This window comes from Wolbachia endosymbiont (group B) of Cyclophora punctaria, assembly GCF_964028235.1.
In the GTDB taxonomy this organism is placed as follows: domain Bacteria; phylum Pseudomonadota; class Alphaproteobacteria; order Rickettsiales; family Anaplasmataceae; genus Wolbachia.
Genome location: NZ_OZ034749.1, coordinates 337,103 through 362,357 on the forward strand (window position 1 = coordinate 337,103; position 25,255 = coordinate 362,357).

At 33.0% G+C, this 25,255-nt stretch carries 21 protein-coding genes and 1 pseudogene; 12 read left to right on the forward strand and 10 right to left on the reverse strand.

Annotated elements, in window-relative coordinates:
* The first annotated feature begins 40 nt into the window (after positions 1 to 40).
* The 9 genes from ABWU33_RS01680 (at position 41) to ABWU33_RS01720 (ending at position 11,928) form a co-directional block, all read left to right on the forward strand.
* Positions 41 to 790, forward strand: coding sequence for an NTP transferase domain-containing protein (locus ABWU33_RS01680; protein ID WP_226079610.1), 750 nt, complete (start codon positions 41 to 43; stop codon positions 788 to 790).
* 125 nt (positions 791 to 915) lie between these two features.
* Positions 916 to 1,869, forward strand: coding sequence for an NAD-dependent epimerase/dehydratase family protein (locus tag ABWU33_RS01685; RefSeq protein ID WP_353280908.1), 954 nt, complete (start codon positions 916 to 918; stop codon positions 1,867 to 1,869).
* Positions 1,826 to 4,153, forward strand: coding sequence for a glycosyltransferase (locus tag ABWU33_RS01690; RefSeq protein ID WP_353280909.1), 2,328 nt, complete (start codon positions 1,826 to 1,828; stop codon positions 4,151 to 4,153). Before ABWU33_RS01685 ends, ABWU33_RS01690 begins: the two co-directional genes overlap by 44 nt.
* Positions 4,114 to 5,781 carry a WG repeat-containing protein gene (locus ABWU33_RS01695; protein ID WP_353280911.1) on the forward strand — a complete coding sequence of 556 codons (1,668 nt, stop codon included), beginning with the start codon at positions 4,114 to 4,116 and terminating at the stop codon, positions 5,779 to 5,781. Before ABWU33_RS01690 ends, ABWU33_RS01695 begins: the two co-directional genes overlap by 40 nt.
* 4 nt (positions 5,782 to 5,785) lie before the next feature.
* Positions 5,786 to 6,775, forward strand: coding sequence for a phytanoyl-CoA dioxygenase family protein (locus tag ABWU33_RS01700; protein ID WP_026097217.1), 990 nt, complete (start codon positions 5,786 to 5,788; stop codon positions 6,773 to 6,775).
* Positions 6,776 to 8,551, forward strand: coding sequence for an ABC transporter ATP-binding protein (locus ABWU33_RS01705; RefSeq protein WP_019236560.1), 1,776 nt, complete (start codon positions 6,776 to 6,778; stop codon positions 8,549 to 8,551). It begins immediately after the preceding gene.
* A 1-nt stretch (position 8,552) separates the two neighbouring features.
* The gene (locus tag ABWU33_RS01710) at positions 8,553 to 9,602 is read left to right on the forward strand and encodes a threonine aldolase family protein (protein ID WP_026097216.1); all 1,050 of its coding nucleotides are present in this window, start codon (positions 8,553 to 8,555) and stop codon (positions 9,600 to 9,602) included.
* A complete protein-coding gene (locus ABWU33_RS01715) occupies positions 9,599 to 10,642 on the forward strand; it encodes a threonine aldolase family protein (protein WP_019236558.1) in 1,044 nt (347 codons plus the stop codon). Before ABWU33_RS01710 ends, ABWU33_RS01715 begins: the two co-directional genes overlap by 4 nt.
* A 140-nt stretch (positions 10,643 to 10,782) precedes the next feature.
* The gene (locus tag ABWU33_RS01720; RefSeq protein WP_019236557.1) at positions 10,783 to 11,928 is read left to right on the forward strand and encodes an MFS transporter; all 1,146 of its coding nucleotides are present in this window, start codon (positions 10,783 to 10,785) and stop codon (positions 11,926 to 11,928) included.
* A 17-nt stretch (positions 11,929 to 11,945) separates the two neighbouring features.
* Here the strand turns inward: ABWU33_RS01720 and ABWU33_RS01725 are convergent, their stop codons facing one another.
* Positions 11,946 to 13,253 carry a UDP-glucose dehydrogenase family protein gene (locus tag ABWU33_RS01725; RefSeq protein WP_019236556.1) on the reverse strand — a complete coding sequence of 436 codons (1,308 nt, stop codon included), beginning with the start codon at positions 13,251 to 13,253 and terminating at the stop codon, positions 11,946 to 11,948.
* A gap of 47 nt (positions 13,254 to 13,300) precedes the next feature.
* Positions 13,301 to 14,200 carry a DMT family transporter gene (locus ABWU33_RS01730; RefSeq protein WP_226079616.1) on the reverse strand — a complete coding sequence of 300 codons (900 nt, stop codon included), beginning with the start codon at positions 14,198 to 14,200 and terminating at the stop codon, positions 13,301 to 13,303.
* A gap of 408 nt (positions 14,201 to 14,608) precedes the next feature.
* On the opposite strand from ABWU33_RS01730, the gene ABWU33_RS01735 reads away from it, so the two are divergent.
* A complete protein-coding gene (locus ABWU33_RS01735; RefSeq protein ID WP_077188281.1) occupies positions 14,609 to 16,081 on the forward strand; it encodes a hypothetical protein in 1,473 nt (490 codons plus the stop codon).
* An 8-nt stretch (positions 16,082 to 16,089) separates the two neighbouring features.
* A complete protein-coding gene (locus tag ABWU33_RS01740; protein ID WP_226079617.1) occupies positions 16,090 to 18,180 on the forward strand; it encodes a PD-(D/E)XK nuclease domain-containing protein in 2,091 nt (696 codons plus the stop codon).
* Between the two features lie 667 nt (positions 18,181 to 18,847).
* On the opposite strand, the pseudogene ABWU33_RS01745 reads toward ABWU33_RS01740, so the two are convergent.
* The 4 genes and pseudogenes from ABWU33_RS01745 to ABWU33_RS01760 all read right to left on the reverse strand — a co-directional run bounded on the left by ABWU33_RS01745 (position 18,848) and on the right by ABWU33_RS01760 (position 22,026).
* Positions 18,848 to 19,947: pseudogene (locus tag ABWU33_RS01745) on the reverse strand (IS3 family transposase).
* Between the two features lie 377 nt (positions 19,948 to 20,324).
* Complete coding sequence (locus ABWU33_RS01750; RefSeq protein ID WP_007549999.1) at positions 20,325 to 20,699, reverse strand: helix-turn-helix domain-containing protein; 375 nt, start codon at positions 20,697 to 20,699, stop codon at positions 20,325 to 20,327.
* A gap of 22 nt (positions 20,700 to 20,721) precedes the next feature.
* Positions 20,722 to 21,051, reverse strand: coding sequence for a helix-turn-helix domain-containing protein (locus ABWU33_RS01755; RefSeq protein ID WP_007549995.1), 330 nt, complete (start codon positions 21,049 to 21,051; stop codon positions 20,722 to 20,724).
* 51 nt (positions 21,052 to 21,102) lie between these two features.
* On the reverse strand, positions 21,103 to 22,026 hold the full coding sequence (locus ABWU33_RS01760; RefSeq protein ID WP_012673225.1) for a hypothetical protein: 924 nt from the start codon (positions 22,024 to 22,026) through the stop codon (positions 21,103 to 21,105).
* A gap of 404 nt (positions 22,027 to 22,430) precedes the next feature.
* Between ABWU33_RS01760 and ABWU33_RS01765 the strand changes: the two genes are divergently transcribed.
* The gene (locus ABWU33_RS01765; protein WP_353280914.1) at positions 22,431 to 23,306 is read left to right on the forward strand and encodes a hypothetical protein; all 876 of its coding nucleotides are present in this window, start codon (positions 22,431 to 22,433) and stop codon (positions 23,304 to 23,306) included.
* Positions 23,307 to 23,442: 136 nt separating this feature from the next.
* Here the strand turns inward: ABWU33_RS01765 and ABWU33_RS01770 are convergent, their stop codons facing one another.
* From ABWU33_RS01770 to ABWU33_RS01785, 4 genes are all read right to left on the reverse strand, one after another.
* Entirely contained in the window at positions 23,443 to 23,814 is a 372-nt protein-coding gene (locus ABWU33_RS01770; protein ID WP_041582616.1) for a helix-turn-helix domain-containing protein, read from the reverse strand.
* 34 nt (positions 23,815 to 23,848) lie between these two features.
* Complete coding sequence (locus ABWU33_RS01775) at positions 23,849 to 24,181, reverse strand: helix-turn-helix domain-containing protein (protein ID WP_041582615.1); 333 nt, start codon at positions 24,179 to 24,181, stop codon at positions 23,849 to 23,851.
* Between the two features lie 103 nt (positions 24,182 to 24,284).
* A complete protein-coding gene (locus tag ABWU33_RS01780) occupies positions 24,285 to 24,944 on the reverse strand; it encodes a RadC family protein (protein ID WP_012673223.1) in 660 nt (219 codons plus the stop codon).
* 84 nt (positions 24,945 to 25,028) lie between these two features.
* Positions 25,029 to 25,151, reverse strand: coding sequence for a hypothetical protein (locus tag ABWU33_RS01785; RefSeq protein WP_264337643.1), 123 nt, complete (start codon positions 25,149 to 25,151; stop codon positions 25,029 to 25,031).
* Positions 25,152 to 25,255: the final 104 nt, after the last annotated feature.

A 25,255-nucleotide genomic window follows, 5' to 3' on the forward strand; every position in this document is an offset into this window, starting at 1 on the left:
TATAAATTAACTTACTACCTAATCAATTCCTGAGTTATGTATGAGTAACATTTTGATAATATTAGCAGCAGGAAAGAGCAGTAGAATGAATTCTGAATATTCAAAAGCGTTGCACCAAGTGGGAAATCTTACTCTTTTAGAACATATAATTTCTAATGCAAAATCGCTGAGTCTAAAAAGCTTATCAATTGTTGTTAACAACTCCCTTCTAAAAGATTTAGAAAACTTTGATACTCTAAAAAGTATAATCGATCAATACAATATAAAACTAATAATTCAAGAAGATATTACAGGCACTGGCACTGCAGTTAAAATTGCTCTAGAAAATCTGGAGGAGTTATCTGATCAAGACATAGTTTTAATACAGTATGGAGACACTCCTTTTATATCTAGCGATACAGTTATGAAAATGACTGATTGTTTAAAGTATAATAATTTAGTTCTTCTTGGATTCAATAGTCAAGATGAACAATATGGAAGATTAGTAATTGATAATTACGGCAATGTTCAAAAAATCCTAAAAAATGGAGATAAAATGCTTCTTGCAAACTCTGGAATAATAGCTTCATATGCTAAAGATCTCTTTACCTTAGTAAAAGAAATAAAATTTAATAATTCGACCAATGAATATTGTCTTAATGATATAGTACCCATTGCAGCAAACAATAACTTGAGTGTAGGTTATGTAGTTTCTGATGAAAGAGAAGCAATGGGAGTAAATAATAAAGAGGATTTGATTAAAGCCGAACACTATTTTCAAAAAAAAAGGCAGCCAACTTTTCTTTCATAACTACATTTTTTTATTCATTAATTTAAGTTGACATTTATTTTATACTTGTTTTATAATACCTTTTAATTCTTACTTGTAAGATAATTGGTACGACAAATTTTCCTATTTGTAGTGAGAGGGTATACATGGGGATATTAATAACAGGTGCTGCAGGTTTGATAGGGTCAACCTTGGTGAAAAAGTTAGAAAACCAAGGCCATGAAGTAATAAGCTGCGATATTAGGTTTCGCGATAATCCACTCAGTTTTTTTTCAGAAGATATAGTACCACTACTTGCTCAGTGTACAGGAATCATTCATCTGGCTGCAATTTCTAGAGTTATACATGGTGAACTTTATCCTACACTGTGTCAAAAAATTAATGTTGATGGTACAATGCGGTTTTTAGGGTTATGTAAGTCACTTCCAAATAAACCGTGGTTTATATATGCAAGTAGTAGGGAAGTTTATGGAGAGCAGAAGGAACTGCCAGTTACAGAATCTGCTAGTATCGATCCAATAAATAATTATGCCAAAGGTAAAGCATTTATTGAGGAACAAATAACAAGTTCAAAAGATTTTAATGTAGCAATATTACGCTTTTCAAATGTATACGGTGGTTTACTAGATCATAACAGTAGAGTAATTCCTGCACTCTGTATTAATGCATTAAGAGGTGATCCAATTAAAATAGAAGGTAAAGAATGTGTTTTTGATTTTACCTATTTGGATGATGTTATAGAGGGTATATGCTTAACTGTTAAATATTTACAAAGCGAAAAATCTTCCCTTCCTGCTATTCATCTTACTACTAATAGCCCATGTACTTTAGAAAACTTAGCAAAAACAATATTAAAAGTCACGAAAAGTGATTCTAGAATTGATTTTTATCCTCCAAGAAATTTTGATGTAACTAAGTTCCATGGTGATTTTACTAGAGCTAAAGAGCTACTTGGTTGGTCTCCAAAACATTCATTAGAAGTAGGATTAAGTAAATTTATAAAAAGTCTACAAAACAATACACAACAATATCCTAACAATATAGATATGGTAATATATGAAAATATTAAAAGTTATTCATGGTTACCCTCCTTATTATAGTGCTGGTTCAGAGGTTTATAGCCAAACTCTTGCTCATGAACTAGCAAATAACAATGAGGTACAAGTATTTACTAGGTATGAAAATAGCTTTTTACCTGATTTTTATTACACTACAGTCCTAGATCGTAGTGATTCCAGAATCTTACTGCATTTAATTAATATACCCATAGCTAAATATCGTTACAAATTTATCAATGAAGAAGTAGATATACAATTTAAAAGAGTAATAGATAACTTTCAGCCAGATCTTATACATTTTGGTCATCTTAATCATCTATCAATTACTTTACCAGAAATTGCTTTTAAAGAAAATATACCTACAATTTTTACGCTACATGACTTTTGGTTAATGTGTCCAAGAGGAAGGTTTATTCAACGTAATTCTGAAGATTTATTACAGCTTTGTGATGGACAAAAGGATCAAAAATGTGCAACCCAATGTTACAAGGGATATTTTACAGGAGATGAAGAATTCCTGAATTCAGACATAAATTATTGGGAACAATGGGTTGCAACTAGAATGAAGCACACAAGGAAAATAATAGACTATATAGATTACTTTATTTCCCCATCGAAATTCTTGATGGACAAATTTACTCAGGATTTTAATGTTCCGATAAACAAAATTTCTTATCTTGATTATGGTTTTGATCTCAATCGTCTTAAGAATAGAAATAGAGCACAAGAAAAAGAGTTTATTTTCGGTTATATTGGTACTCATACTCCCGAAAAAGGTATTGATCTATTATTGAAAGCTTTTTCTCACTTATCATCTAAAGTAAAACTTAGAATTTGGGGAGCAGCAAGAGAAGAAACTAAAGCCTTAAAAGCGATTGCCAATCAGTTTTCACCTGTTGTTAAAGAAAGAATAGAATGGATGGGAAGTTATGATAATAAGAATATAGTTACTGACGTATTTAATAAAGTCGATGCAATAGTCGTTCCTTCAATTTGGGGTGAAAATTCACCGTTAGTAATACATGAAGCACAGCAACTTAGAATACCAGTTATAACAGCCGATTATGGTGGCATGGCAGAATATGTAAGAGATGGACTATTATTTAAGCACAGAGATGCAAGTAGTTTGTCAGAAAAAATGCAAGTCCTATCTACAGATCAGGAGTTATATAATAAACTTACCCAAAAAGGCTATCCTTATACTGAAAATGGAAATATACCTTCTATAGGTGAGCATACTGAGAAACTTAACAAGATTTACCGTAATGCTATTGAAAAGAAAGGCAAATCAGTAGCTGTGAAACCTGGTCCTTGGAGAATTACTTTTGATACTAATCCAGATTACTGCAATTTTGCTTGTATAATGTGCGAATGTTTTTCACCATACAGCAAAGTTAAAGAAGAGAAGAAAGCTAAAGGAATAAAACCTAAGATACTGTCGATAGAAACTATCAGAAAAGTAATTAAGGAAGCAGCTGGCACACCTTTAAGGGAAATCATTCCTTCTACTATGGGTGAGCCTTTAATGTATAAAAGCTTTGATGAAATAATCAATTTGTGCCATGAGTTCGGCCTTAAGCTTAACCTCACAACCAATGGTTCTTTTCCCATTAAAGGAGCTAGAAAATGGGCTGAACTATTGGTACCAATTTTATCTGATGTTAAGATTTCCTGGAATGGGGCAACTAAAGAAACTCATGAAAGAATCATGAAAGGTTCAAAATGGGAAGTAGTGACAGAAAATTTAAAAACTTTCCTTGAAGTTAGAGATAAATACTTTAGCGATACAGGTGAAAGGTGTACCGTTACTTTACAATTAACATTTTTGGAAAGTAATTTACATGAACTCTATGACATAGTTAAGATGGCCATAAAAAATGGCATAGATAGAGTTAAAGGACATCATCTTTGGGCACATTTTGAGGAAATTAAGGATCTATCTATGAGAAGAGATGAGTTAGCAATTAGTAGATGGAATACAGAGGTGAGAAGGTTATATGAGCTTAGAGATAATATGCTATTACCAAATGGTAAAAAGATAAAATTAGAAAATTTTACAATTCTTTCTCAAGAAGGTATTAAGGATTTGGCTCCAGGTGGTCAATGCCCATTTTTAGGTAAAGAAGCATGGATAAACAATGAAGGAAAGTTTAGTCCTTGCTGTGCTCCAGATGAACTCCGTAAGACATTAGGAAATTTTGGTAATGTTAATGAGGTTAAACTCGAGGAAATATGGCAGAGTAGTGAGTACCTAAGCTTACAAAAGAATTATTTAAATTACAAATTATGCAAAACATGCAACATGAGAAAACCTTTGATCAATTAATCAAAGATAATCTTAGATCTATTAAAATTTCACCGTGTGAGAGCTTTCACGAATTACTAGGAAATCCTTTGTATGAAAATAGGTTTATAAAGGTTGGTAAATTTCATGAGCCCGGTCTTGCACCGGTTTATGATCAGACAGGTGCTTATCATATCAATGTAAGAGGAGAAGCAGTTTATCATAATAGATTTCTAAAAACTTTTGGATTCTACTTTAATAGAGCAGCCGTAGAAGATGATACAGGGTGTTACCATATTGATTCATTTGGATGTAGAGTATACAAACAGTCTTATCAATGGATTGGAAATTATCAGGAAGATGCTTGTGTAGTTAGAAGACATGATAAATGTTTTCATATTAATTTAAATGGCAACAGGATTTATCAGGAGGAATATGATTATGTTGGAGATTTTAAGGATGGTATCGCTGTAGTCTATAAGGATGGTAAAGCTACACATATTAATCATCATGGAAAGTTAGTACATAATAAATGGTATAAAAAACTTAATGTTTTTCATAAAGGTTATTCTATTGCAGAAGATCAACATGGTTGGTTTCATATAGATATTAATGGTGATCCTGTTTACCAGCAGAGATTTAAAATGGTAGAAGCATTCTATAATGGGATGGCAAAAGTTGAAACTTTTGAAGGTGTGTTAGGACAAATCGATATTACCGGAAATGTAAAGTTTAATATTTTTGATTTAGGTAAAGAATCTCAAGTGCATAGGATTTCTGCAGAACTTTCAGCCTTTTGGAAAACGTACCTAACAAACGTTGCTATTGAACTTGATTTGTTAAATATTTTACCTGCAACTGTGCCGTTTTTATCTAAAAAGTTAAACATTATCGTACCAAATCTAGAAAGGCTGTTAAGGGCGTTGTGGGAAATAGGGTTTATTGATTATGATAAGGACGAGGACTTATGGAAACTATCATCAAAAGGTAAGTGTTTTAAGGAAATACCATTTTTGCCAAAAGCAGCAACAATGTGGGCAAGAGTTGCCGCTGAAAAGAATTGGTTAAATATTGCCGATATACTAAAACAGAAGTCAATCTCTTCATTTGAATCTTTTAAGGAAAGAGAATCATCAGAAGATAAGAAAATAGCGTTTTACCAAGCATTGCTAGGATATTCTAGGTTTGATACTAAAGAGTTTAATTCTAGGATTAATATAGATGGTGCTAAGAATATATTGCTATTTGGTGTACACTCTTTATTTCTTGCTTATTCTGATATACACAATAAAGGTTCCATAGGCCTATATAACGAACATAAAGTGCCAAGACAGTTAGTAGAAAATTTAAAAGTCAAACTTATAACTCAGGAAGAACTATCAGCTACAAATTATGAATTAGGTGTCTTTTGCCGCTTTCTACAGCATTATGATGATGTATCTTATTTAAAATTGGTCAAAGGAATATCTCGTATTTTATTGATAGAAACTATTTTAGATTACCGCTCTCCAGATGGAGGCTCTGTAGATATTAATGTAATGGTTGAAACAGGAGGTAAACTAAGAACATTAAGCAATTGGGAAAAAATACTCAAACAAGTAAAAGGATTCAAAATTTTTGCTGTTATACCTTTAACAGATTACTTATCAGTTATTGATGTCAGGTGTTAATCATATGGAAACATTACAAAAAAATGGTTTTTTTATTATCAAAAATCTGGTTCCTTTAGAGCTAATAACTCAGTCTTTAAGTGATATAACAAATAAGATATCAAAGCTATCCCAAGAACTAAGTGTTTCAACTTCTGACTACTTAAACTGTACCGGCAGATGGGGCACGTCATCTCAAGTAACTAGAATTATCTCTCAAGCATTAGATGAAATTATTAAAAATTACCTTGAAAAGTCACTTCAGTGTCAGATACTGCAGAAAAAATCAAATGTTATATGTAAAACTGCTGATTTAATAGATGCAGTTCCCTTCCATCAAGACATCTCCTATAGTTTCAATGATCCTTACCACTTTTCTGTTTGGTTAGCTTTGAATAATGTAAGTGAAACTTCAGGTGCACTGCAAATTATAGAAAACAGTCATAAATGGGAAATACAGCCTTTAGTTGATTTTTGGTACCCATATTTTTTTGATCAGTACTCAAGTAATCGGGAAAATTACAAAATTAAGTCACTACCTATTTCAGCAGGAGATGCGATAGTTTTTGATTCACGGTTATGGCATGGTAGTGATAAGAATACAGATGCTAAAGATAGATTTGCTTATGTAACAAGGTGGATTGTAAAAGATCAAGATCTTCCCTATGTGCCAAAACCTCAGCCTTCAGTTTTTGGTATACTCAATTGTGGTGGGTTAACAGAATCTATACTGAGAGAATGCTTGTCATTATTTTGCTACCAGGAAAGTATAAAAGTAAAAAACATGGAAGAACTTATCAAGAGCTGGTTAGCCTTTATTACAGACACAACTACAAATATTTCTGAGATCGACACTACTGAGGCTAAGCGAGATTTATATAAGCTACTTATTCTGAATCGAGCATCAGCACTACATGATGCTGGAGACATCTCAGGAAAAATATACAAAAATTTATGGTTTTCACTACTTGTATTTCTCAATAAAAAAGTCAACGTAGTGGAGCTAGCATTATAAATGAACAGAAGTAGAGTTGATAGCTTCAAATGTGTATTGATGTTCATCTTGAATATAGCATCTAAATTCAAACTTAATGTACTTATAATGTCTTTAGTTGCCCTGGTGGTAGCTGTTGATTTGTCTTTTAGAAAGTATTTAGTAAAAAATATTCTAGATACAGCTGTAAAATATCAGGAAGGTAATGTAATTGAAAATCTTTTATTACCTGTAAGCGCTTATCTTGGTATGGCATTACTTATCACTACTGCTTTTAGATTCTATGGCTATTTTGTTGACATTCAAATGTTTACCTTAATGCGTCAAAAGATAGCTGATATATCTTTTTGTAGGCTACTCCAACAAGACCATTCCTATTATCAGAACAATTTATCTGGAAGCTTAGTACATAAGGTCAGTAGCTTAATGGATAGTGTGATAGAGTTAATAAGATTGCTTATAGATTGTTTTTTCGGTTACAGTATAGCATTAGTCTTAGCTATTTATACCTTATCATTAGTAAACATAAAGTTTGCAATCGCTACATTCACTTGGGTAAGCATTTTTATTTTAGTCTCGATTTTCAGCTTTCGTGTGCTTACTGAATTAGCTGATAATTACTCTAAACAAAATTCACAGGTAATAGCTAGTATAGCAGATAGTATTTTAAATGTTATATCAGTAAGGTTATTTTCTCAGCAAGCACATGAGAGACACAAATTTTTTCAAATATGCAAGAAAAGAACTATTGCAGAGAGAAAATTACAATGGGCATACTTTTGGCTTTGGTTTATATACGGCTATTCATTTGATATACTCCAAGCAGTAAACTTGTATTTTTTAATTCATGATTATCAATTGAACAAAATCGCAATAGGAGATATTGTTCTTGTACTTGGAATTAATATATCGATTATAGAGTTTCTTAACCATCTAACTAGGAATCTTACCCAATTTTCTACTCATTTCGGCAAAGTTTCAGATGCATTGCCAATCTTGACTACCGTACCAGAAATTCAAGATAAGGAAAATGCTAAAGAATTAAATTTATTAAGTGGAAGAATAACGTTTAACAATGTTTCTTTTTCTTATGAAGGTCAGGAGCCATTATTTCAAGATTTCTCAGTTACCATTAATCCTTGCGAAAAGGTAGGTCTAGTTGGTTATTCTGGAGGTGGTAAATCTACTTTTATAAACTTAATTCTAAGGCTATTTGATGTTAAAAAAGGTAATATACAGATTGATAATCAAATAGTATCAGAAGTTACACAGAGTTCTTTGAGGCAACAAATATCTGTAATACCTCAAGACCCATTGTTATTTCATGATACTATTTTAGCAAACATCATATATGGTAAACTTCAATCTACTATCGAAGAAATAATGAGAGCTGCAAAGCTGGCTGGTATTCACGATTTCATTATGACTCTACCAGATCAATATGGAACTACAGTTGGAGAAAAAGGCATCAAGCTATCTGGAGGAGAAAGACAAAGAATAATAATAGCAAGGGCATTTTTAAAAAACGCTCCAATATTATTTCTCGATGAACCAACTAGTCAGTTAGATTCTATAACAGAAAAAACAATTCAAATGAGTTTATTCAAATTGATGAAAAATAAAACTACGATTACTATAGCACACCGTATTTCTACACTTTTACACATGGACCGAATTATAGTATTTAACAAAGGAAAAATTGTCCAAGATGGTAAACACGCTGAATTAGTTTCTAAGCAAGGTCTTTACAAGGAACTTTGGAATGCTCAAATTGGTTGTTTGAATGGCAAGAAATAAGATGGAAAAAATTATTGATCTGAGAAGTGACACTACAACTCTGCAGAGCTCCAACGTTATACATGCAATAAGTAATGCAACTGTTGGAGATTTTGCTTATGGTGAAGACAAAAGCTGTAATGACTTATCAGAATATTGCAAACAATTATTCAAAGTAGAAGAAGCATTATTTGTAACCAGCGGTATGCTTGCAAATAGATTAGCCATTGCCATTCAAACAAGTCCTGGTGATGAACTAATAACTAATTATAATTATCACATTAATTTTTTCGATAGTGCAGGCAATGCAAAAGTAAATAATATCGTATTTAATTGTATTAGAAATAATAGCGGAATCTTAGATGTTGATGAAGTAGAATATGCTATTAATTCTAAGCCGAGGTATAAAATTTTTGCTCAGGTGAGTCTTGTTTCTATAGAAAATAGTATAAATGGGTTTAATGGTAAAATTTATCCTTTTGAAAAACAAGTCGAGTTATATCACTTTTTAAAAGCTCACAATGTAAATCTTCATTTAGACGGTGCAAGAATATTTAATGCTCATATCGAAACAAATATTGCTTTAGCAGATTATGCTAAATATGTGGATACAATGAGCTTTTCTTTTACTAAAGGACTTGGCGCTCCTTTTGGTTCAATGCTTATGGGTAAAAGAGAGATAATTGAAAGGGCTAAAAAGCTACAGGTTTGGCTAGGTAGTGGTTATCATCAGATAGGGTATTGTGCTAATGCAGCAAAATACGTACTACAGAATAATATCTCTAGGCTTAAAGAAGATAATAAGCTCGCTAAATTGTTTGCAGATAAGATTAAAGAAATTCCACACATAAAACTGGTACTACCTTATCCAGAAACTAATATAGTAAGCTTTAGTATAAAAGCACTAAATGTAACTAATGAGGTTTTCTTGAGTAAGTGCCAAGCTTATGGTTTATTGCTTTTTCCTTGGCTCGAGTCTCATATAAGAGCAGTTACCCATCTTGGCACAAAGGAAACAGACATCATGAAAGCTGCTGAAATTATAAAGGAAGTTGTGTTAAATTTAATATGAGAATAAAAATAGATTTCTTTAGCGATTCAAACACTGACCCTTCAGCTAAAATGAGGGAAGCGATGGCTAAAGCAAAAGTTGGAAACGAAGCTGCATGTGAAGATCCAACTGTGAACGAATTAGTGGCAACCGCATGTAAAATATTAGGTAAACCTGCAGGAATCTTTTTGATTTCAGGAACGATGTCCAATGTAATTGCTTATAAAGTACACATTCAAAGACCTGGTGATTACTTGCTGCTTGATGAAACTTCACATCCGCTCATAGTACAATCTGGCTTGATCGCAGCCCAGGCACATGCCACTCCTTTGCCCATCAAAGGTACGAGAGGAATATTTACTGGAGAACAAATTGTTGAGTTTATTACTCGTCCTAGTTTAAGAAATATTCCGAGAGTTGGGCTTGTTTCTATCGAACAAACGACAAATTTTGGTGGTGGAGCTGTGTGGCCTTTAGAATATATTCAAGAGATCTCAAGTCTCTGCAAAGAGAATGACGTATTCACTCATTTAGATGGAGCAAGACTGTTCAACGCTTGTGCTCATACTAAAATATCTCCAAAAGAGTATGCAAGTTATTTTGATTCGGTATTCATTGATTTTAGTAAAGGATTAGGTGCTCCAATGGGCGCAATATTGCTTGGAAGTGAAGAGTTTATTGAAAAAGCTTGGTACTATAAGTTTCAAATTGGCGGAGGTATGCACCAAGCTGGCATTATTTCAGCTGCATGTTTATATGCTTTACATAATAATATAAATTGTTTAGAGGAAGATCATAAAAAGATGCAGCACCTTATAGAAGGCCTAGACTCCATAGATCAAGTTATAATTGATATCGACCTATACAAAACTAATATAGCGTATTTTTCATTACGTACTAATTGTATATCTACTCAAGAATTAATAAACGTACTAGTTACAAATTATGGAATTAGAATGGCTAACATAAGAGGTAAAATCAGAGCTATAACACATAGAGATATAAGCTATGAAGATATTAATACTACTGTATCTGCTATAAGAAAGATACTAAGTAAGTAATTTTCTGCACTAATTGTTTGCAAACTTCTTGTCAAACAATATTATACCAATATAGTATTATGCTAGCATCTGCATAGAGCTATTTGGGAATAGGTGTGAACTTTGTCTTCTTTCAATATTTGCTATTCTTCTGTGGATATATGCTGCTTTATTTATCAAGACAAAGTATACCAATTGCTCTACCACTGTTAATAGATACTGACCATGTAAAATTAAGCTATTTTTTTGCCTGCTTTTCTTTTTTTTATGGAGTATCAAAATTCGTTAATGGAATAATCATGGACTCCAAAAATAATCCATTATTTATGTTTGGGCTATGCAATATTGCAACTGGATTATTAACCATTGGTATAACTTTATCATATAATAATCTAACTTTATTACTGTTAACATTAATATTATTAGCTTGGACACAAGGGTTAGGTTGGCCAGCTATTACCAAGTTTATGGTTACAAACTCTAGCATCTCTTCAATTGCATCATCATGGGGAGTTATGAGCGCATCTCAGCAACTTGGTTCTTGTATTACTTTAATTGTATTACCAAGTATAATTAAAATATATGATGCAAAAAGTGCATTTTTGTACTCTGGTCTCTTATGCTTACTTTTTGGAATTTATATAATATTAAAAGCATATTACAAAGAAAGTGCCAACTTTACTACCTATTATAAGGTGCAGAAATCTCAGATAGGTGTCAAAGTGAAAAGTTCCATATGGTTTCTATGTTGTGCTACTTTTTGTGCTTATATTATAAAAATGGGAATCTTCTTTTGGTTTCCTATAATTTTAAGGGATAAATTACAAATTTCTCTTGTACAATCCTCACTAATAACAGGCGTATATGATTTAGGTGGAATCCTTGGAACTTTAATCACAGGAAGAATTAGTGATATGTACTTTTTTCAAAATAGAAGCTTGCTGGCATTACTTTACATGTTGGGTATAGCACTCACTTTTATTGCAATGAACTTTGGCCAAAACATAATTCTTATGAACCTTGGTGCAATCTTATCAGGATTCTTTATATTTGGAGTTCAAGTACTGACAGGTGTTATAGCTGTAGAAATTGCTCCACAAAATAATGTATGTGCAATTGTAAGCTTAACAGGATTATTTGGGTATATTGCAAGTTCAATATTTTCATGTCTGCTCTTAGGAGTACTTGTTAAGCACTGTGGTAACAGTATTATGTTTTCATTTTTTTCCATTTGCTCTGTTGTTGCACTCGTTTGCTTTTCCATACTATCAAGCAAAGATCTTAAAAAACTAAGTAAAGCGGTGTAAAAAAAATTTCTCAACAGTTAAACTTTGTAGATAGATTTTTTACCCAAGGAATAAATATGGTAACCATATCTTAGTAATAGCTCGCTATCTAATAAATTACGGAAATCAAAAATATTAGGTGCAGCCATAATACTCTTTAAACTTGCAAAATCTTGATTTTTAAATTCTTTCCACTCCGTTAATAATAATAAGGCTTCCGCGTCTCTTGCAGCTCCTATAGCGCTGTCCGCGTACTCTATATCCTTTAGAACTTGCCTAGCATTATCCATCCCCATTGGATCATATGCAGTAATTTTAGCCTTGTTATTCACTAGCAATTTTGCAACGTCTATAGCTGGGCTATTTCTTACATCATCAGTACCAGACTTAAAAGTTAGCCCCCATATCGCTATTTTTTTATTTTGGACTCCATTTAATACATATTCTACCTTTTTAGCAATGTTTGTTATATGATTATAGTTAGATTCCTTAACTGAATTTAAAATTTGTAGCTTGACATTGTGATCTTCAGCAAGCCTTATTAAAGCTGACAAATCTTTAGGAAAACATGATCCTCCAAATCCTGGACCAGCTTTGAGAAATTCCTTACCTATTCTATGGTCCATTCCCATACTGTTAGCTAAAAGGTCAATGTCTGCTCCTAATAGCTCACATAAACCTGCCATCTCATTGATAAAAGCAACCTTTGTTGCTAGAAAAGCATTAGAAGCATATTTAATCATTTCAGCAGTAACTGTATCAGTGACTATTAACGGAATATTCTTATCTATAAATGATCTATATATAACTTCTAGTTTTGCCCTAGCTAGCTTAGTTTTTACTCCTATTATTATCCTATCTGGGTATAAAAAATCTGATACTGCAGAGCCTTGCTTGAGAAACTCTGGATTAACTCCCAAATCAAAGTTATAGCCCTTATTAGATAAATAATTATGTATATTTTCTGCAGTACCAGGAGGAATAGTTGACTTTATCACTATTAAGCAATCTTGATTAACCCTCTCAGAAACTTCACTTACTGCATTATATACATTCTTTAAATTTGCATTTCCTAGGGAGTCTGATGGAGTATCTACAGTTACAAATACTACTTCTGTATTGGGATTTATTTGAGAATACGAATCAAAAAATCTTATCCTTTGTGACTTTATATTATTCTCTAAATAATCTGCTAATCCAGGTTCATATAGAGGAATTTTCCCTGATTTCAAAAGTTCAATCTTCTCAGTATTTATGTCAATGCAATCAACTTTATGGCCCTGCTCCGATAACATTGTACCAGATACTAAGCCTACATACCCTACTCCTATAATAGTTATGTGCATTTTACTATCACCTTAAAAATGTAGCTTAGCATCTAAAATAAATACCATTAACAATTATAAACTTTTGTTGTTACATTATTTTTCTTAATTGCCTTACCTTCCGAATAAGCTATAAATAAGGTTGATGGTATTAATATCAAAGTACCATATAAAGCACTTTTATCAGGTAATTCATTAAATATAACGTATGTTACTATTGCAGAAATTATTAGCTCTATGTATCTATACGGTGCAAGTGCAGTAGCATCAGTAAGAGCAAAAGCTTTTAACATGAAGAACAGAATTAGGTTTGAACTTATTCCTAAAATCAGCAGTAATACTAACTCCAACAAGGAAGGCATATGCCAATAAAATAACAAAGGTGGAGTAGAAAAAATAGTTGTCGTTAGAGCTGAATAAAATAACATACTTATTACTGACTCTTTTATCACAAGTTTCTTATTAAGTATGTCTAATATAGCAAAGATTAACGCAGATACAATAAAAATAAGAATTTTAGGATTAAAGTCTTCACTATGAGCTTTGGTGGTAATAGCAATACCAACAAAACCAATAATAGTTACTATCCATCTTTGCCAAATTATATTTTCGTTTAGTAAAGGGATTGCAAGAAGTATAACAAATAATGGTATAGAAAAACTTATAATCGTTGCAGTTACTATGGGGAAAACAGTCAACCCGTAAGTCCATAAGGTCATTCCACAAAACAACAACCCACCCCTGGTTATTTGAGTAGATATTTGACTTGTTTTAAAAGTTTCTATTCCATAGTAAAACATAAAAGGTACAAGGGTAATAGTGGTAAACAGAAAGCGGAAAAAAATTATTTCAAAACTCTGAAGATGTAAACTTAGATATTTTGATATAGTATCATTAGCTACACTACTAAGTAAGCTAAGTATAAACCAGATAACCCCAAACAAATAAGCTCTCAATCTGTAATCCATAAAGCTTCTGATTTAATAGATACGATGTACTCATATAATTTTACTACAAAACTAATAATATAAAAGTTTTCTGATGTACGTCCCCAGAATGTGATCGTAAGGGTTCATTATAAATAATTCGGGAAATTTCGTCTCTTTAGACATATTAAGAGCTATGTAACGAACGTTTATATTTGTGAGTAATAGTAAGGCTCAAGGTAAGGAAAATGCTAGTGAGGTAAAGTAGAATAACGTTAATTTGATAATTTAAGCTCATTCCCTCTTGCTACATCTCTCTTTAATATCTCCTCTTTTGCAGCAGGTCTATAATTACTGCTTAAATTTAGGTGCACACTAATTTTTCGATTTATATATTATTCTAATGCTTGTATAATACCTTCATTGAATATTTGATTTTGAGGTAATTAGATGCCAAAAAGTAAAACTAAACGTGGAACGGAAGATTTGAAGGGTAATGCAGGCCCAAGCAAAAGATCTCGTCTCAGTTCTGATCCTAAAAAAAATAAAGAGATTATCTCTAGCAAAGTAATAAGTAAGCTGAAGGATGTTGTTAAAGGTGATAGAACTTCAGCTATTGAGGAATGGGTCAAGGCTCACCCTGTAACAGTAGAGGGTCTAACCGTTGAGCAATCGGACCTCTTATGTAATGCGTTTCGTGATGAATCTTGTTGGTCAGGTGCGACACTAGATGTTGCTAAATTGGTAGGAGAATTAGCTAAATCAGGTGTGTTGAATCCATTTGCTATATATAAAATAGCATGTATTGAGTGTGTAGAGAGTGAAATTAAGCAATTATTTGACAAGGCGTTAGAGTCTTTTAGATCTGACTTATCTCATAAAGGTGCATGTGAGGAAGATAGGAATTTAGCTTGCAGTGATAAGCTTGCAAGAGTTGAATTGTTAAGTTCCATGGGAAGACGTGATCCTGTTTTCAATTTCTGGATTGATCAAGAATCAGGTAACCTTAGAGAAAATATAGAAGCAGAAGATGGATTTAATAAGGCTGTAGATTTCAAGTGGAGTAAGGGAGTGGAACACTTCTATAATCGTCTGTGTTCTGAAGAAAAATTAGTGAAAGAAGAGAGAGAAAAATTGCTAGTTTCTGCTATTGCAAAATTATCTCCATTGCAATCTAGCTATAAACTTGCTTCTACCTTAAGTTCCCTTCTAGGTAAAGTCATAAGCGCAAAAGTAGATCATAAGTCACTACTTGGGCTACCGAATAAGAAAGATAGGGGTGTGATCTATCGTCCTCTTAGTTACTTAGTAGAGCACGGTTTTCTTTGCACAACTAAGTATGTTATCCAGTACTTGAGCGAGGGATGTTCAAGATCTGAAGTAGAGAAAATGCTTTCACCTAGAGGATATGCACATCTTCTCTCATCGCTTTCATTTGTTGTAGTTTCTAAAGATTATGACTTGGATAACAGGAATGAAGCAAGGTCAGCTATTAGCAGTCTTTGGGAATCTAGTGTATTTAACCAAAATAAAATAAATGTTGTCGATCCTTTTAAAGATAGGATTGCTTTTGTTGCAATGGAAAATGCAATTTCAAATTTGATTGTAGATCAGGAGAACAGCAAGGATACTCAAAGTGCTGGCGATGGTGAAAAAGTTGATTTGGTCTTGAGTATTTTAAAGTTTGCTAAAGATTGTTGTTCAGACAAAAGCTTTAAATCATTAAAAGAGAGGATAGCAAATAGTTTAGATAAAACAAGGAATTCTAAGATGATAGATGCAACTAGCTCCTGCAATTTAATAGAAGAGTTGTGTAAGTCAGCGAGAAATTTGAATTTATTCTCTGCTAGCACTGAAGGTCCTCAATCTACGTTAGTGGGTACTAATGTTAGTATTTCGCCTGCTGCAGTTGTTAACAAATAGGAGTATTTATGCATGGTAATAATGAAGATCGTGAATTAGTTAGGGCTTTATTAAGTGGAGGTTGTGATGAGTTTAGTAGACAATTTGTAGGTTTTTTAAACAACTGTCCATCTTTTTTGCATTCGGCTAATAAGCCTGGCTTTTTTCCTACATTCTTTTTTGGTATGTTTTCTACTGCACATGATGCAGGTATATTAGTTGAAGATGAAAGAGTCTATTTTCGTTTTGACAATTATGGAAATCTAAAAGTTGCTGTTCTCACTAATAAAGAAAATAGAAGAATAGTCAGGTGTTATACTGTTGCTGATAATGAGAACAGCCCTGGGTCAAGGTTTAGTGCAGAAGAGAAGCAGCAGGTAGAAGAGAATCTTCCACAAGAATTACAGGAAGATAAGGATCTGGATTGGGAAGAGTATAAAATATTTCGGTTTGGAGAAGAATGTAGGTTTATTCATGAAATAGATAGATTTCCTCAACGTGATGAACCTGGAGCTCCAATTTTTCATGAAATTAACCCAATCAGAGAACAAGGTGAATTGTTAGACCTGATGAGTGAGTTGGCAAATGATGATACAGGAGAAGTGCGTACTAATGTTAAAAGAATTTTGGAATATGTTATTGATATCCATGATGAACATGAAGATAGCTTAGTGTTTCGTGCAGAGTCTGATTACCACGGTTTTCTGTGTGGGTTTTTAGTAAATTTTAGATACCGAGCTGTGGCTGATTTCTACCCAGAGCTACTTATAGGAAAAGGTTATGCAGATGTTGTTTTGCTTGTTCGTGGTGTTGATCAGACAAATGATTCGGTTCCAATTATAATTGAGTTGAAGGTTGGTGATGAGGAAGGATTAGAGCAAGCTAAAGATTATGCTAAAAGTTGTTCTGTTTCGTCTTTGCCTATTCATACCTCATCACCAAGTGCTGTTTGTGTAGCGTTAAATTTTCAATTACGTGGAGGTGCTGGTCTCCGAACTTCTGTGCAGGCCTTTTCAGAAGGTGGTCTTTCCTTAATACCGGGTTTACTACATCCTCATGGAAATGGAGTTAGGGGAAATGTAAAACGTTTTTTACAACCCATAGCATCAGAGTTCACTCAATCGCCTCATTGTAACACTTTTTCCTGTACGTCATCGTTTGTTTTTGGAAATGTTTTATCTACAAGGAGGGACTTAGAAACAAATGATGGGCGGGAGGTAAGGGTTACCAAGTATCTATTTAACCACTCTCAGGGAGAGAAAATGAAACGTACAGGTGGTAGGGGAGATGCAGCAGATATTGTAAGCCATGCGTTAACTTTAGCTCTATTTTTATCAAATATTGGTTTTGTTGTGCTTCACATTTTTCGTCGTTTAAAGTGGCAGACTTTACCAGACAAAGCATTGAACCTGTCGTTACTGCCTCAAGCCACAGATGATGCTAAGGTGCGTCAAGTACTTTGTGAAGTAGATGTCCAGGGTCATCTGGAAGTGGCTTCTGCAAAGAAATTCGAATCACTACGTGCTTACTCACGTTCTCATAGTGAAGGTTATTTCGAGGGAAGGTTTTCAGAACAAATGGGTAATGTTAGGAATTTACATCAACTTGCAGATCAGTTGATGAGTGCTGAGCCTAATTTTGGTAATGATGGTAATGTTAATGGTGAGTACAGGGCTAGGTATGAAGTTTTATTTAATGAGATTTCTCGTCTGTTGTCTCCGTTATTAAATGGAAACCGTCTACTCGTGAACAATGAAGCTAAATTTCAGGCTTTGTTGCGTGGGATATTTCAAAGTTGCGATAATCCTGCCAAGGTAATTATTGAGTTCCAGCTACAGAGAGGAAGGAAAATAGACCTAGTATTATCAAAATCTGCGGAAAATGATGATACTCATCCAATTGGAATAGAGTTGAAGTATGCTAACACCGCAGAACAAGTTGAACGAAAAAGGGTGGAGGCAAATCGACAGTTAAGTGAATACGAATTTTGTGGAGGATGCAAGCGTATTACTGGGGGAGATGCGATGGTTTTGTTATACGCTATATTAAATGCTGTAGGACAAGAGCAGGATCTGATATTGATTGGTGGGCTTCGTAGAGCATCTGGGTTTTCTAGATGACTTGTAACTAATAAAAGTACCAAAGATAAGGTTGTTTATGGGTAAAATTATGCATTAAGCTAGAGTACGTTTGAGTAAGGTTGGAGAAAAAGCAAGGTCTTTGAGCAAGAAAATTTGATTTATGTTTTCTTAAGTTAAAGTTAACCTGATGAAGTTTGCATAATTTATTGTTGGAGTTTTTTTGTTCTATTTTTACTGTAAGTTCAATCTGCTCTATCTTTGGTCTTTTTTTCTTAGTTTTGCGGCAAGTCTAATATTTTTACTACTTAATGGAATAACTTGCAGAAAGTGGAGATATAATGCTAAGGCAGAGGAGCTCAGACAGTTATCTTAAACAATAAAGAAATACTAAAGGCAAAAGATACGCTTGCGTAGTTCGAAAGCTTTCTATAGGATAAGCCTCACCTGATTTACAAATAGAATTGTTATGTTAGATGTTTGCTATTTATTCTTAAGCTCATTTTAACAGCATTTTGCTTTTTTTAGTATGTAGGGGTTTTCTAGGAATTATCCTACTGAATTCTATGATATTATTTTTTGTAACATTGTTATACATTATAATGCACCCATTTGTCTAGACCATTTTTTTCAAAGTGATCCGATTTTTAAAATGAATATGTTGATAAATACGTCGACACACATTTAAAGTATTTATCAATATATTCATTTACTGTTTATGATAATAAAGATCAGCAGGAACTTTATAATGTAGAGTCTGATGTCGCCTTCTATAGTTATACCAAGAAACAAAATCATTTATTATAAGATTTAAATCTCTGATACTATTTGGTCTATAATAATATATAGCTTCTTGCTTTAAAGTTCTCCATAAGCGCTCAACAAATATATTGTCGAAGCAACGTCCTTTATGGTCCATACTGATTTTAATATTAGCACGCTCTAATTCCATAATAAAGTTGTAGCTAGTAAACTGCACCCCCTGATCACTATTAAAAATCTCAGGTTTACCTTGTTTTAGAGCTTCTTTGAGAGTATAAAGGCAAAATCCAGCATCGAGATATGGTGATAATGAATGAGCAATAATATAGCGACTATACAAGTCCATTATTGCCACAAAATAGATAAACTTACCTTCTACCATAATATATAGTAGCCCATACCTGATTAACTCTACAAATAATCAAATCTTTGAGTAAATAAGGATATATTTTATGCTTTTTTTCTTTAATACTTGTATTACATCTTTTTCTACAATACAGCCCACTAATCTTCATTTTTTTCATAATTCTTAAGATTTTTTTGTGATTGACTACTACTCCACTCGCTATGATCTCAGCAGTAATTTTACGATATCCATAACGGCAATCAGAAGCCAAATATACTTCTTGAATCAAATTTCACTTTCGTTATTAATTATAGGCCTATAATATAGGCTAGATCTGCAAATCCCCAGTAAATCAGCCTGTTTCCTAATTGACAGATCAGAATCTTTTTCTATAAATCTTACTCTATCTTTTTTGCTTATTTCAGTAATTTTTTTTTCAAATAACTATTTTCCACTGTCAATTCTCCTATTACTTTATGTAAACTTTCTATTTCTTGCGCTAAGATTCTTTGTTTTCTCGCACTTTCACTTTCTTCAACAAATAGGTCTTTTAACCTTGCCAATACTCTATCACGCCAATCATATAGATTTGTTGATGGTATTTTATATTCACTACATATCTCAGCTGTGCTTCTTTGATTTTTTATTGCTTCCAAAGCTATCTTTGCTTTTAACTCTGGTTCATATTTTTTTGTTGCCATACTTTTACCCCTTTACTTTCCTACTCGGATCAACCATTTTTTTTTGGTCTAGTTTATGGGGTGCATTATAGCACAGCCACCTTGACCAAAAAATCATCCCCCTATCGCGTTCTTATCATTATGCCTTATACGCTGTATTACACCTTCAGATATAGTCATTGCTAACCTCCAACATCCTTGCTAATAAACCCTCGCTAAAACTGCCGAAAAGACTTTATAAGTTAATATTCTAAATCTCAATATTTTATGGTGCAGGTTTTTATTTTTAAAACATTATACTTTGTGTAGGGTATAACTACACGCATCAAAGTGAAAGAAAAGCAAAATGATGAAGAAAATGAAAGTTTAAGTTTTCTTCAACGACTCAAGGAGAGAATTTATGCTTTAAAGCCTGTATTAGCAAGAGCCTTAATCACTAAATGAACAATGTCACGCAGAGTTTCATCCTCAATTTTTCTATATTCCCTCACTAGCCTTGATATTTCTTCGCTGCCTACATCGCTATGGAAGGCCTTATCATGTAAGTCTTCAGAGGCTTTGGTAAAAAAATACGACATATCAACCGATAGTACTTCTGCTAATTTATATAACCTATCAACTACAAGCCTAATCTCTCCGCTTTCATATCCTTGTACATGCTGAAATGAAATTTCAAGCTTTTTTCCTAAGTCTCTTTGACTAAAACCACACATTAGCCTTCTTTTCCTTATTCTTTCCCCTATTTGTTTATCGATAGGATGTTGTATAGTCATTTTACGTATCAGGTAATATTAACTATGTATTATCACTTTGAGAAAAAGATTTTACCAATATATAAACTGCACTACGTAACCTTTTGCTCTTAATTTCGTTATATCCTTTGACTAACTTTAGTATTTCTTCATCATAAGCTTCATGTGAGTCAGTGTGCATATCAGTAAAAAAGTTAGCAACATCTATCGATAGTGCTTTTGCTAAATCATATAATCTACTGGCCAAAACACAATTTGAACCATTTTCGTACTTTTGTATCTGTCTATACGAAACACCTATTCTCTTTCCCAATTCGGTCTGTGTCAAAGCACGATCTAACCTAAGTTGTTTTATTTTTTTACCTAATTGCACTTTTCACCTCTTATTCAAATTTACAACAAATTTTATGAAGTGGAAAAAAAGCTAGCAAAGTAATTGCTTTAATAATTTCTGCCTCTCGCTAATTAAATCGTTTGGCCTTACGTATTTTTTCTCAATTTCCCTCATCTCTTTTTCTCGTTCTGCAATGCTATTTCGTATTACTTCAGCCGAGTATCTGCTTTTGCCACTTGCAAACTCTGATCTTAATCTTCTAACCTTGTATTCGAGCTCAGCAAATCTTTCGTGTTGCTCAAGAAGTTCTATCATATGACTAATTTCAGAGTTTAGCTTTTTTTCCTCAACATCTCTTACAATAAAAGAAAGTAGAAGCTTATCTATTTGGTAATCAATATTTGGTTGAGCAGCAAATAGATCAATTATGGCTTTTACGTCAGTAGGATTTGTAACTAGTAAGTTAAAATTACTACATAAAAAACTATAGAACTTTATCGTCTTCTCAAGATAATTTTTCATATCTTGTGATAATTGCAATTCTTTGTGAATTCCTGACAGCAATATTTTCAATTCTTCCAAGTATTTCGTGTCAAAATTACTTACTTCTGTAGGTGAAAGGATCATTAGCAGCTTTTTTACAAGCTCAACATCATTTAACTTTACTGCATTATAAAGAGCTTTTTCTTTATCTTCTTTTAAATCATAAAGCTCTGATGAGTTATCTATGCTGAATAGATATTCAGTATTTCCTTGAGGAGAGTAGATTAAAATGTCCACTTCTCTTAGCGGGTGATCATCATTAAACTTTTCTAGTAACTGCTTATCGGTAGTTTCCTCTATTGCTACAACTGCTTTGCTTACCTCTTTCAACTTTGCAATATCATCTCTTGAGTTTTCAAGTATATCTTTAGCCTTGTCTAGCAGCTGCTCATATAGAACTATTTTTTCTTCATCATCAAGTAGCTGACAATGCTTTTTCAGCTTTTCAGTAGAGTAAGATAGGATATCCATTTTTTTCAATTTTACGATTACGATACCCCATTTTTGTTGAAACTGAAATAATTTTTATAGGATGTGTTTTTCTAGTGTAGATGCCCGCAAAACTTGTTATTATAATATACAGTAAATCAATAAGTCGTATAATATTAACAATTAAATAATATTTATCACGATATGATCGAATAGTAATGAAATTAAGTGAGGGTTACAATGAAAAAAATAAATGGTAAAAAATTGTCTAGTAAAATGTTAAAAGCGGTAGAGCGAATAGCAAAAGAAGGGTTATACCTAATTTTATAAAAGCTGCTCCAACAGCAAATAAAAAGATTAGTAAATTACCTGTCTTAACATATCCTGAGGAGCTCAATCCATTTCGATCAGCTTTATGCAAGATAAGGCTAAGTGAATATGAAAATGTGAAATTAAATGAATTCTTGGAAAAAGCTATTGCAGCTGAAAATCTAGACAAATTAAGTAAAATCGTCGATGAAGCTTTGGATTTAGGAATAAGAGTAAACGCTCGCAACGAAGATGGCTTTAGCTTCACTAACGTTACAATGTTTAAGATGTATCGTGATGAATTCAAAGAAAATAAACAAGAAGATATAATCAGAAAGTTAGCCTTACATGGAGCAGATTTTAATGTACAAGTTGATAAGAAAATAGCTGAAATGTATCAAAAAGTGCAAAAAGAAATTGAGCCACAAATATATAGTAGGCTCAAGAAACTTAGGGAAGTTGGAGAAGACGCTACTATAGAAGGAACTGTTGAAGATGTAGAAATCGATAATAAGACCTTCTATATTGAATTTTCACATAGCTGCATAGTTGATGTTGCCAAAGTTGTAGAAGGTGCAAAAAATTTGGGCTTAAGTAAAGGAGACTTAAACCTTGGCGGTAGTATCATAAAAATAGGTGATGGTGAAGTTGAGGTCAAAACTGGGAAAGACGGTAAAAGAAATTACGTAGATATATCCGATAACAGCGCTTTTACAGTAACACTTTGCACTAGCCTAGGAGAGCTAAATTTAATGGTATATCATGACACAGAAGACTATCATCAAGTACAAGTTGAGGTAGAAGATGAAGAAATGTGGAACGAGTTGCAAGAAATAGGAGAAATCGTAGGAAAGGGTTGTTTATTTGGTGGAATGTCTGTTAAAGAAGTAGTGGAAAAAGGCAGCTTTACTAGATGTGGAAGGTGGGGCGACCAAAATTCTAAAAGTAGTGAGACCTTTTCTTGGGTGAGCAAATTAAAAGATACCAAAACGACATCTTTAGGACGTTCTTGATTGGTGGCTATGTTTTTACATAGCCATAATTATTGCAAAGTAAAGTAGTTCTTGAAATTTAATCAAAATTACCATAAAAAATTTACCTTAACTAGCATTGCTTGTAGAAGTGGATTGAAGATATATTCAGGCAATATTATTTATTGGCAAGCGCTTTTATCACTGAATGCACAATATCACGCAACGTTTCATCCTTAATTTTCCTGTATTCCCTCACTAGCCTTGATATTTCTTCACTACCCACATCGCTACAAAAGGCCTTATCGTGTAAGTCTTCAGAAGCTTTGGTAAAAAAATATGACATATCAACGGACAAAGCTTCTGCCAAATTATACAATCTATCAATTACAAGCCTTACCTCTCCAGTTTCATATCCTTGTATATGCTGAAATGAAATTCCGAGCTTTTTTCCTAAGTCTCTTTGGCTAAAACCGCATATTAACCTTCTCTTCCTTATTCTTTCACCTATTTGTTTATCAATAGGATGTTGTTCATCTTGTACAATCATTTATTAATATATTAACTGAGGTATTGAAGCAATACTAACTCTCATTGTAACTTTGAGAAAAAGATTTTACCAATATATAAACTACGCTACGTAACCTTTTGCTTTTAATTTCATTATATCCTTTGACTAATTTTAGTATTTCTTCATCATAAGTTTCATGTGAGTCGACATGCACATCAGTAAAAAAATCAGCCACATTAATCGATAGTGCTTTTGCTAAGTCGTATAGCCTACTGGCCAAAATTTGGTTTGAACTATTTTCGTACCTTTGTATTTGTCTATACGAAACGCCTATTTTCTTTCCCAACTCAGTTTGTGTTAAACCACAGTATAATCTAAGTTCTTTTATTTTTTTGCCTAATTCCACCTTTCATTACTAATTTTAGCTGCTCAAGCTTATATTGAATTTTTTAATTTATGAAGTAGAAAAAAAGAAGGAAAGTTGGAGAACTTTCCTTCCGGTCTACAGATTACAATAAACCACTATCATAAAAACTAAAGTGGCTCTTCTGTGTTACGATTATGTGATCTATTAATTTCATTCCTACATTTTCGCAGGTTGCAGCTAATGTAAGTGTGTTATCCTCATCCTCCTTTGATGGTTCTGTATCTCCACTTGGATGATTATGTGAAATTGCAATAGATGATGCATCGATCAGTAATCCCTGTTTGATTATTTCTCTCACATATAGAGGTACTCTGTCTATAGTTCCACAGTCTTGAATATACTCGTATATCAAATGACCACTTCGATCTAAGTATATTACTCGCAAGCTTTCCTTTCGTGACTGCCCTATTGCTGTTTTAAAGTATTTTAGTAGCTCTTCTCTGTTATCAAGAATCGACAGCTTTTTTAACTTACCTTTCAGTATCCTATCGAAAATCTCTTTCAGACAAAAGATACTTGCTATTGCTCCATCATTCATTCCTGTAACATTTTTTAGCTCATGAAAGTCAGCGTTAATTACCCTTCCTAAACTACTAAAGAGCTCTATTAGCTTTTTGGCCACTTCTCTTCCTTCTTCACATTCAGATAGAGTACGTTCCAGTAGCTCATGGTCAAGTAAAGACCTGCCTCTACTTGATAAAATGCGAGTTTCCAATTTTTCTTTTCTCTCACTATTATTCATAAAAACCTCCAAGGTCAACATTATATACAAATTCAACGCCAACTTTCTGACGCAGTAGTTCTCGAGGAATAACCCTTTTGAACTCTAAATTTGCAATGTTGTCCTTGTTGCTTTAAAAGCTGGAATACCATTTGCCATGTGAATTTGTGCATTAACATTTACTGTGCTGGTTCCCTGAAGTGCAACGGTATTTATATTTGCAATCATACTATATTATATAAAGTTATTAATATAATATATTGATAAAGTAACGAAGTAAACAGTAGCTGTTAAAAGTGGTTTAATTTAGCAAAAAAGTGTAGTACTCTATC

What these genes read in the sequence shown, in the direction of transcription:
- ABWU33_RS01680 (WP_226079610.1), top strand. Translation starts at nt 41, where the DNA reads ATGAGTAACATTTTGATAATATTAGCAGCAGGAAAGAGCAGTAGAATG.
- ABWU33_RS01685 (WP_353280908.1), top strand. Translation starts at nt 916, where the DNA reads ATGGGGATATTAATAACAGGTGCTGCAGGTTTGATAGGGTCAACCTTG.
- ABWU33_RS01690 (WP_353280909.1), top strand. Translation starts at nt 1,826, where the DNA reads ATGAAAATATTAAAAGTTATTCATGGTTACCCTCCTTATTATAGTGCT.
- ABWU33_RS01695 (WP_353280911.1), top strand. Translation starts at nt 4,114, where the DNA reads ATGCAAAACATGCAACATGAGAAAACCTTTGATCAATTAATCAAAGAT.
- ABWU33_RS01700 (WP_026097217.1), top strand. Translation starts at nt 5,786, where the DNA reads ATGGAAACATTACAAAAAAATGGTTTTTTTATTATCAAAAATCTGGTT.
- ABWU33_RS01705 (WP_019236560.1), top strand. Translation starts at nt 6,776, where the DNA reads ATGAACAGAAGTAGAGTTGATAGCTTCAAATGTGTATTGATGTTCATC.
- ABWU33_RS01710 (WP_026097216.1), top strand. Translation starts at nt 8,553, where the DNA reads ATGGAAAAAATTATTGATCTGAGAAGTGACACTACAACTCTGCAGAGC.
- ABWU33_RS01715 (WP_019236558.1), top strand. Translation starts at nt 9,599, where the DNA reads ATGAGAATAAAAATAGATTTCTTTAGCGATTCAAACACTGACCCTTCA.
- ABWU33_RS01720 (WP_019236557.1), top strand. Translation starts at nt 10,783, where the DNA reads ATGCTGCTTTATTTATCAAGACAAAGTATACCAATTGCTCTACCACTG.
- ABWU33_RS01725 (WP_019236556.1), bottom strand. Translation starts at nt 13,253, where the DNA reads ATGCACATAACTATTATAGGAGTAGGGTATGTAGGCTTAGTATCTGGT.
- ABWU33_RS01730 (WP_226079616.1), bottom strand. Translation starts at nt 14,200, where the DNA reads ATGGATTACAGATTGAGAGCTTATTTGTTTGGGGTTATCTGGTTTATA.
- ABWU33_RS01735 (WP_077188281.1), top strand. Translation starts at nt 14,609, where the DNA reads ATGCCAAAAAGTAAAACTAAACGTGGAACGGAAGATTTGAAGGGTAAT.
- ABWU33_RS01740 (WP_226079617.1), top strand. Translation starts at nt 16,090, where the DNA reads ATGCATGGTAATAATGAAGATCGTGAATTAGTTAGGGCTTTATTAAGT.
- ABWU33_RS01750 (WP_007549999.1), bottom strand. Translation starts at nt 20,699, where the DNA reads ATGACTATACAACATCCTATCGATAAACAAATAGGGGAAAGAATAAGG.
- ABWU33_RS01760 (WP_012673225.1), bottom strand. Translation starts at nt 22,026, where the DNA reads ATGGATATCCTATCTTACTCTACTGAAAAGCTGAAAAAGCATTGTCAG.
- ABWU33_RS01770 (WP_041582616.1), bottom strand. Translation starts at nt 23,814, where the DNA reads ATGATTGTACAAGATGAACAACATCCTATTGATAAACAAATAGGTGAA.
- ABWU33_RS01780 (WP_012673223.1), bottom strand. Translation starts at nt 24,944, where the DNA reads ATGAATAATAGTGAGAGAAAAGAAAAATTGGAAACTCGCATTTTATCA.
- ABWU33_RS01785 (WP_264337643.1), bottom strand. Translation starts at nt 25,151, where the DNA reads ATGATTGCAAATATAAATACCGTTGCACTTCAGGGAACCAGCACAGTA.